Consider the following 6,890-nt stretch of genomic DNA (forward strand, 5'->3'; position numbering starts at 1 on the left):
CTTAATTCCTGCGCTCGACGATGTATTGTGCCAGGGCTCTGAGCGCGGCTGCTTCGGTCCCGAAAGAGGTCAGGGCCTGTGTGGCCTGCCCGGAAAGGCGCGCGGCCTCGGCGCGTGCGCCGTCAATTCCAAGCAGGGAGACATAGGTGGATTTGCCGGAGGCTTCGTCCTTGCCGGCGGTCTTGCCGAGTTCCTCGGCGCTTGCCGTCGTGTCGAGTACGTCATCGGCAACCTGGAAGGCTGTGCCGATATCACGTCCATAGGCGATGATCGCATCGCGCTGTACGCGGTCAGCGCCGCCCAGAATGGCACCGGCTTCGGCAGCGTAGCGGATGAGGGCACCGGTCTTCATGGCGTGAAGACGACGCACCTGATCGAGGGGGAGGGATTTGCCCTCACCACGAATATCGACAACCTGACCACCGACCATGCCGGCAGCGCCAGAAGCCTGTGCAAGGGCAGCAACCAGCGCGATGCGCACGGCCGGGTCGGAATGCGTCGCCTCGTCAGCCAGGATCTCGAAAGCCGACGTCTGCAAGGCATCGCCCGCAAGGATGGCAATCGCCTCATCAAACTGCTTGTGTGTCGAGGGCTGGCCGCGACGCAGATCATCATCATCCATGGCCGGAAGATCGTCATGAACGAGGCTGTAGGCGTGCAGCATCTCGACCGATGCAGCCACGCGCAACGCGCCTTCGGGCTCTGCGCCGAAGATCGCCGCGACCTCGGTTACGAGATAACCGCGCAGACGCTTGCCACCGCCAAGGGCGGCGTAGCGCATGGCTTCGAGCAGCACCGATTCGTCACCATCGACCATGGGAAGCAGACGATCAATCGTCCCTTCAATGGCGCGGGCTGCAGTACCCAGCGAGGTGGCCAGCGCCTCGGGTGACGCGACTAGAGTGGGTGATGAGGTGGTCATTGGGCTTTTCCGCCAGAATTCTCGTCAAACTCGGAAAGGGGTGCGGTCGTCGTGGTGCCGTCACGTTGTGTGATGGCACGAACACGCATCTCCGCTTCCGAGAGTTTTGTTTCGCAATGGCGGCGCAGGGCGGCACCGCGCTCATAGGCGCTTATGGCGTCCTCGAGTTTCATCTGACCGCTTTCGAGGCCGCGTACGATCCTGTCGAGTTCAGACAGGGCCTCCTCGAAAGAGAGCTGTGAAAGCTGTGCGTCCATGCCGTAAATGCCGTCCCGCTCCGCTGCTTCGGAAAATCGCCGTCAAGGAAAACGGCTCGATGGGAGGAGGGATAGCGTGTCGCACTCCATTCTCCAAGCCCAAGGAAGTAATGACTATGATTATTCCGTAACAGGAGATGACACAGCTGTGTCCAATTTGCGACGGATCACGAAAGAAAGCGTTTCGCCGTCTTCCGAGAATGCAACCAATGCATGTCCCGTCTCGCGGCAGAATGCCTGAAAATCGGCAACACTTGCTCGGTCTGTTGCGAGAACTCGCAGTCGTTCACCGCCTTGCATGGCGCGAAGGCTACGATGCGCGCGAAGCACGGGCAAGGGGCAGGCAAGCCCGCGCACGTCAAGGAGGGTTTCAGAAGCCGGCAATGTCATCGGGAAGATTATGCGCGCAGCCGAGGGCATGTTTCAAGATCGGGCGTTGTTTTGCCATTACATCTTTACTCGGACCGCATTCGTCCGCAACATGCGCCGCAGTTTTCAGAAGCAACATTCAGTAAGGCATGAGATGGCTGATTATCGCCTCGGCATCGATTTCGGTGGGACGAAAATCGAAATCGCAGTTCTTGATCGCGCTGGCGATCTGCAACTGCGCGAGCGTGTCCCGAACCCGGGAATTTACGAGGAGGCCGTGATCGCTGTGCGCGATCTCGTAGCGAGCGTTGACCAGCGCCTCGGCAGTGTTGCGTCGCATCTTGCGAAGCCCGGCCAGCTGAGCTCGACCCTTGGAATAGGCATTCCCGGCTCGATTTCGCCCGAGACCGGTCTTATCAAGAATGCCAACGCGACCTGGCTGAACAACCAGCCCTTCGGCATCGACCTTGACCGTGCACTCGGTCGCTCCGTGCGCGTCGAGAACGACGCCAACTGCTTCGCCCTTTCCGAGGCGGCAGACGGTGCAGGCGAGGGCAATCGCACCGTTTTCGGTATCATCATCGGCACCGGCATGGGCGCTGGTATCGTTGTTGACGGGAAAGTCATCGGTGGCCGTCACAGCATCGCCGGTGAATGGGGTCATACGCCGCTTCCCTGGACGCGCCTTGAGGAATTCCCGCTGCCGAAATGTTTCTGCGGCAATGAGGGGTGTCTCGAGCGCTATCTCTGCGGCCCCGAACTGGCCAAGGACTGGAAAGGGATCGGTCACCACAACACGGCGGGTATCGAAGAGGCTGCGGCCAGTGGCGATATCGCCGCGATCGGCGCGCTTGACCGCTATATGGATCGCTTCTCACGCGCTTGCGCGCTCGCGATCAATTTCCTCGATCCCGACATCATCGTGCTAGGCGGTGGCGTGTCCAACCTCGACAGTATTTACGAGCGTGTGCCGCCGCTTCTGGCGCGCCATGTCATCACGCCGACCTGCACAACGCCGATCGTGCGCAACAGGCATGGTGACAGCTCAGGCGTGCGCGGAGCCGCCTGGCTGTGGGATGTTACTGAGTAATCAGTCCTGATTAAGGCGATCGGGTCTGAACCCGGTCGCTACGACGTAAAGCTCGCTCGATTCCTTGCGCGATGCCGGCGGTTTCAGATGTCGGACATTCGAAAAGGCGAGCTTCATGGGTTCGAGCATCTGACGCTCCGACCCGCCCTGGAAAACCTTCGCGACAAACCCGCCACCGACTGCCAGCACCTGCATGGCGAAGTCGAGCGCGCCTTCCGCAAGCCCCATGATACGCAGATGGTCTGTCGGTGCATGGCCGGTAGTGTTGGGGGCCATATCTGACAGGACCAGATCGGCCGGGCCGCCCAGCAGCTCGATCAGACGTGCGGGCATGTCGGGATCGGTAAAATCTCCCTCGATGATCGTGGCATCGCTCACCGGATCGACCGGCAGCAGATCAACCCCGACCACGGCGCTTGCACCGCGTTTGACCGCAACCTGTGTCCAGCCGCCCGGCGCCGCGCCGAGATCGATAATCTTCATGCCCGGCTTGATCAGGTTCAGTCTGTCGTCAATCTCGATCAGCTTGAACGCGGCCCGAGAGCGCCAGCCCTGCTTGCGGGCTGCTGCAACATAAGGGTCATTCAACTGGCGGTTCAGCCAGCGCTGCTGCGCGGTCGAACGTCCCCGCGCCGTGCGCAGCATGACGGTCTTGTTGCGCGCATTCTGAACAGAGCTTCCGTCGAGCGTGCTGTCTAATTGGCCGGGTGCGGTCGAACTCTTGAGGGCTTTTCCGGGAACTCTCTTCTCGGAAGATTTGCCGCTCTTGCCGCCGCGCTTGTCACTGTTTTTGCTCATGGGCGTCACATAAAGGAAGACGGTGCCACATGGCCACGATAATCCGCGTTGCTTCGGCGGTTGACGCCATGGCGGGAATGGCCATGCGAGATGACCCGGCTGTTGCGCGCCTGGGCTGCCATGCGCGCCACCATGCCATCTCGCAGGCCACGATCGGCAACGATGATCTGCTGCGACGGCCAGACACTGTGGATCGCCTCGAAAATAGCGCAGCCCGGCAACATGAAATGCTGCCTGTCGGGGGGCAAGGATGAAGGGGATTGTTGCGCCCCTGAGGATGCGCCGCGAACGAGAGCGATAGCGTCGTGAGCCGCCTGCGCCGAAAGCGAGAAGCCATCGACTGCGTGTCGGCTGTAGCGCGCAAGGTTCTGCGCCATGCTCGCCAGAGTGGTGACTGTTCCGCTGGTGCCGAGCATCTGCACGGCCCCGCGTTGCATCTCCCTGCCGATCTGGTGAACCTCCTCAAACGCGAGCAGCGGCTTGCGCACCGTCTCCACCATGGTTTCGTATAAATCGTCCTTGTTGGAGGATGAATCTGCCTGACGCTGGCGACCGAATTGTTCAGAGAGCGTCACGACGCCGTAGGGCAGGCTGACAAGGCTGACCAGTTCATGTCCGCGTGTTTCAGAATTCAGGCGCAGCCAAGCGATCTCGGTCGACCCGCCGCCAATATCGAAGACGATAGCGCGTTCGCCCGGTTTCTGTGCGCGATGCAGCAGCGTACGGCAGCCTTCGACAGCGAGCTCCACCTCTTCTCTGGGTGAGATGACTTCGAGTGAAAGGCCGGTTTCGGAACGGACACGCGACAGGAAACTCTCGCGGTTGAGCGCCCTCCGGCAGGCTTCGGTGGCGACAGCGCGAATCTGCAGAGAGGGGAGGCCCTTCATACGTGCTGCGAAACTATCAAGCGTGCGCACCGCCCGGTCCATCGCCCGCGCGCTCAGTTCGCCTGTCTCGATGAGGCCTTCGCCAAGGCAGACCATGCGGTTCTGTCGGTCGAGAATCTGCACGCCACTGGCAGTGCGTCGCGCGATCATCAGCCTGCAATTATTGGTGCCCAGGTCCAGCGCAGCAAAATGTCTGAACGGTGCGCCTTCAGGCGTGTGGGATGACAGCGTCTCGCTACGGCTATAGCCCATGATCGTCCTCCCCTTGTCCTGATCGCGGCATGAAATCTTACGTCAAAAACAATGTGATAGTGCCACGGTGGCGCAGCAAGCATTTTATGCGCTGCTCGTGTCCAATTTATGAAAAAAAAAGCGAATAAGGGGGTTGCGGCCCATTCGGGTGGGTGCTATCTCACCGCCACCGCAAGGCAATCAGCTTCTGCAAAGATGCTGGGGGATAGTTTAGCGGTAGAACTACCGGCTCTGACCCGGTCAGCCCTGGTTCGAATCCAGGTCCCCCAGCCAAAACTTCCAAAAAAGACAAATTTTACGGCACCGCAAATCGCGATGCCGGTCTTGGCCTGACGTCTGTGCGAACCGTGCTGGTTTCAGTGCGCGTCCGGGTGATCGCCGAACCGATGGGGGGCACTGCCTCCGTCCCAGGGGTGTTCCGGGTTGCTCTCTTCGCTTTTGACTGACGAACGCGCCGGAGGACGGCTCCTGGCGGGCACGAGTTGTAGTACCGCCCAGAACCCCAGGGTGGCACAGATGAAGAAAGCAATCGGGGCGGTGAGATACTGCACGGTCAGTCCTGTTTCTTGCGTGCGAAGAGATTCTTGACGCTTGTCCAGAGCACAGCGAAGAAGCCGAAAATGGCTGCAAAGAGACCCTTTGCACCAAGCGCCCCAAAAATCTTGGCGATGAAGGCGAGAGCCGCTCCCGCCAGACCCGTCTTGATGGCTACGGCAGCGGCGCCGCCGCCGATCAGCCCCATCAGACCGTATTCGGCAATCTTGTCACCAGCTTTGTAGTCGCTGTAGCGATTGCCCGTGGTGGGCTGAAGTCCCTGCAGGGCCGTGTTGAAGTCGGTGCGATCGCTCAGGAATGTTTCAACGTCGCTCACCAGCATGACGCGATAGAAGCCGCCGCGCGTCAGAATGCGTGTATTCAGGTTAGTGATGAGTGAGCCGTCATCGTCGCGGAACTTGTAGGCCCATTCCAGGCGATGCAACTGCTGATCATAATGCGGCTCGAGCTGCCAGCCGAGCAGTGTCAGGCCGGAAAGATGGGCTTCGCGACGCGCCTTGTTGGTCTCGATCGATGTCTGGCGCATGGACTCGAGGAGTTCCTTTGCGTCGATCTTGTCCGTGTCCCTAACGTAACCGGAGGGGGAATAGCGAAGTTCCATGAACCAGCTCTTATCCTGCGCCTCAGGCTGCATGATGTAGCTCATGGAATCTGATTCATCGACGAGGTTGCCGACCAAGGCGAGAAACTTCTTGCCGAAAGGCGGGGTGAGCATCTCGTAACCGGCGGGCACATCGAATACCGAACCGCCATTGACGTGCACTGCCGCAGGTCCGTGAGTCCAGGGAAGGGATGCGATCTGCTGTCCCAGGGAGTTGGGCGCGGCTTCGGTCTTGTCCGGTGGGGTGTCAGCGAGGGCGGGGATGGGTGAGAGACTTAGGATGGTCAGGAGCGCCGCCCGGCGCAGTATCGAAAGCACGTCAATATCCTTATGCATTCATTGCAGTGCGTCTTCCTGATACATGGAGAAAATCCAATAAGACACCCATTTATAAACAAATTATTTTGGTAAGTACTTTTTATATGACATTCTGTATTATCGATTGGGATTTATATCGTTAATATCCTACGTGAAATTCACCGAGTACTGTTAATTTTATCGCATCAGGAATTTCATGCTTTTCCATCAAGAAAAGTTGATTGTATCTGAATCTAACTTTACGTAACTGATCTAAAACGACTTTTATATTTCGTATCGTCATCAAATTTTCATCCGCATTTTTGTCGCGGGCGTGATAGGCACATTAACGAAACGAGTAATTTTCGTTAATCATCCAATACGTTTTTCGGGATATATGATGCGCTTGAGAGCCCGCTACTTTTTATGTGCGACGTCAGTTCTTGCATTGAGTGTCTCCGCCGCTCAGGCGGAGCAAAGCCAGACCACGCGCAAGACTGCCGCACCAAAGGTAGTTCAGAACACGGATACGGGGCCTTCCATGATGGGGTCCACCGCACCGACCGATGCAGCGCGTAACGAAACCGTGCAGGTGCGGGGCAGTCGTCACAAGGCGCCGGGTGGTGGGTTGATGGTGCATGAAGATGCAGCCAAATCGCGCTCGACCGTGACACAGGAGTTTATTGCAAAGCAGACGCCAGGACTGAACCCGATGCAGCTCATCGCCATGCTGCCTGGGGTGAATACAACATCTGTCGATCCGCTCGGCCTCAACGGCGGCAATCTGACCTTGCGCGGTTTGAATGCCAGTCAGATCGGCTTCACGCTCGAAGGCTTTCCGATCAACGATATCGGCAATTAC

At 58.7% G+C, this 6,890-nt stretch carries 8 protein-coding genes and 1 tRNA gene (1 of these 9 cut by a window edge); 3 read left to right on the forward strand and 6 right to left on the reverse strand.

The window, feature by feature from the left end:
* Position 1 precedes the first annotated feature (1 nt).
* The 3 genes from AAID99_RS03415 to AAID99_RS03425 all read right to left on the reverse strand — a co-directional run bounded on the left by AAID99_RS03415 (position 2) and on the right by AAID99_RS03425 (position 1,569).
* Positions 2 to 922, reverse strand: coding sequence for a polyprenyl synthetase family protein (locus AAID99_RS03415; RefSeq protein ID WP_188425338.1), 921 nt, complete (start codon positions 920 to 922; stop codon positions 2 to 4).
* Positions 919 to 1,179 carry an exodeoxyribonuclease VII small subunit gene (locus AAID99_RS03420; protein WP_188425339.1) on the reverse strand — a complete coding sequence of 87 codons (261 nt, stop codon included), beginning with the start codon at positions 1,177 to 1,179 and terminating at the stop codon, positions 919 to 921. Before AAID99_RS03420 ends, AAID99_RS03415 begins: the two co-directional genes overlap by 4 nt.
* A gap of 120 nt (positions 1,180 to 1,299) precedes the next feature.
* Complete coding sequence (locus tag AAID99_RS03425) at positions 1,300 to 1,569, reverse strand: sulfurtransferase TusA family protein (protein WP_188425340.1); 270 nt, start codon at positions 1,567 to 1,569, stop codon at positions 1,300 to 1,302.
* Between the two features lie 133 nt (positions 1,570 to 1,702).
* On the opposite strand from AAID99_RS03425, the gene AAID99_RS03430 reads away from it, so the two are divergent.
* Complete coding sequence (locus AAID99_RS03430; RefSeq protein ID WP_498493146.1) at positions 1,703 to 2,638, forward strand: ROK family protein; 936 nt, start codon at positions 1,703 to 1,705, stop codon at positions 2,636 to 2,638.
* Here AAID99_RS03430 and AAID99_RS03435 read toward each other — a convergent pair whose 3' ends face one another.
* Both AAID99_RS03435 and AAID99_RS03440 read right to left on the reverse strand, forming a co-directional pair.
* A complete protein-coding gene (locus tag AAID99_RS03435) occupies positions 2,639 to 3,436 on the reverse strand; it encodes an RlmE family RNA methyltransferase (RefSeq protein ID WP_188425342.1) in 798 nt (265 codons plus the stop codon).
* A 5-nt stretch (positions 3,437 to 3,441) separates the two neighbouring features.
* Entirely contained in the window at positions 3,442 to 4,575 is a 1,134-nt protein-coding gene (locus tag AAID99_RS03440; protein WP_498493147.1) for a Ppx/GppA phosphatase family protein, read from the reverse strand.
* 199 nt (positions 4,576 to 4,774) lie between these two features.
* On the opposite strand from AAID99_RS03440, the gene AAID99_RS03445 reads away from it, so the two are divergent.
* Positions 4,775 to 4,848, forward strand: a tRNA-Gln gene (locus tag AAID99_RS03445).
* Positions 4,849 to 5,128: 280 nt separating this feature from the next.
* Here the strand turns inward: AAID99_RS03445 and AAID99_RS03450 are convergent.
* Positions 5,129 to 6,049, reverse strand: a complete 921-nt coding sequence (locus tag AAID99_RS03450; protein WP_498493148.1) for a DUF2167 domain-containing protein — start codon at positions 6,047 to 6,049, stop codon at positions 5,129 to 5,131.
* Positions 6,050 to 6,569: 520 nt separating this feature from the next.
* On the opposite strand from AAID99_RS03450, the gene AAID99_RS03455 reads away from it, so the two are divergent.
* On the forward strand, positions 6,570 to 6,890 hold the 5' portion of the coding sequence (locus AAID99_RS03455; protein ID WP_498493149.1) for a TonB-dependent receptor. 1,956 nt of this gene lie beyond the right edge of the window; only the first 321 of its 2,277 coding nucleotides appear in the window; it begins with the start codon at positions 6,570 to 6,572; the stop codon falls past the right edge of the window.

Source organism: Asaia sp. Ae19-3 (assembly GCF_059801175.1).

Bases quoted from the DNA above. Each gene is read 5' to 3' on its own strand.
- AAID99_RS03415 (WP_188425338.1), bottom strand. From the start codon at position 922: ATGACCACCTCATCACCCACTCTAGTCGCGTCACCCGAGGCGCTGGCC.
- AAID99_RS03420 (WP_188425339.1), bottom strand. From the start codon at position 1,179: ATGGACGCACAGCTTTCACAGCTCTCTTTCGAGGAGGCCCTGTCTGAA.
- AAID99_RS03425 (WP_188425340.1), bottom strand. From the start codon at position 1,569: ATGACATTGCCGGCTTCTGAAACCCTCCTTGACGTGCGCGGGCTTGCC.
- AAID99_RS03430 (WP_498493146.1), top strand. From the start codon at position 1,703: ATGGCTGATTATCGCCTCGGCATCGATTTCGGTGGGACGAAAATCGAA.
- AAID99_RS03435 (WP_188425342.1), bottom strand. From the start codon at position 3,436: ATGAGCAAAAACAGTGACAAGCGCGGCGGCAAGAGCGGCAAATCTTCC.
- AAID99_RS03440 (WP_498493147.1), bottom strand. From the start codon at position 4,575: ATGGGCTATAGCCGTAGCGAGACGCTGTCATCCCACACGCCTGAAGGC.